This is a genomic window from Bacillus sp. SRB_8 (assembly GCF_003264205.1).
GTDB classification, from domain to species: domain Bacteria; phylum Bacillota; class Bacilli; order Bacillales; family Bacillaceae_G; genus Bacillus_A; species Bacillus_A mycoides.
The window spans coordinates 1-352 of the sequence record NZ_NADT01000207.1 but is presented as its reverse complement, the minus strand read 5'-3'; the positions used below and the strand labels follow the sequence as shown (position 1 = coordinate 352).

The window sequence follows — 352 nt, the reverse complement described above, 5'->3', positions numbered from 1 at the left end:
GTCTTCTGCGCCTTGGCGTGGGCAATCAGGGTCTTGAGGTCGACCACATCGGGCAGCAGCTTGGGGTTGACCACCACCACGATGGGCAGGTCGTACACCGTGGCCACGGGCGTGAAGTCCTTCACGGTGTCGTAGCCGGGCTTCTTGTAAAGATGCGGCGCCAGCAGCGTCGGTGTGGCCAGCATCATCAGCGTGTAGCCGTCGGCCGGGGCCTTGGCGACCGCGCTGGTGCCAATGGCGCCGTTGGCACCGGCCCGGTTGTCGGCCACCACCGGTTGCTTCAACGCGTCGGACATCTGTTGCGCCGCCAGCCGTGCAATTGTGTCGGTCGCGGTGCCCGCCGCGTACGGAA

Annotated in this window: 1 protein-coding gene; it reads right to left on the bottom strand. The window is 66.5% G+C overall.

Features of this window, described 5'->3' with window-relative positions; translation table 11 throughout:
• The coding region (locus B5P40_RS32450; protein ID WP_258402221.1) for a tripartite tricarboxylate transporter substrate-binding protein at positions 1-352 on the bottom strand (352 nt) is incomplete at both ends.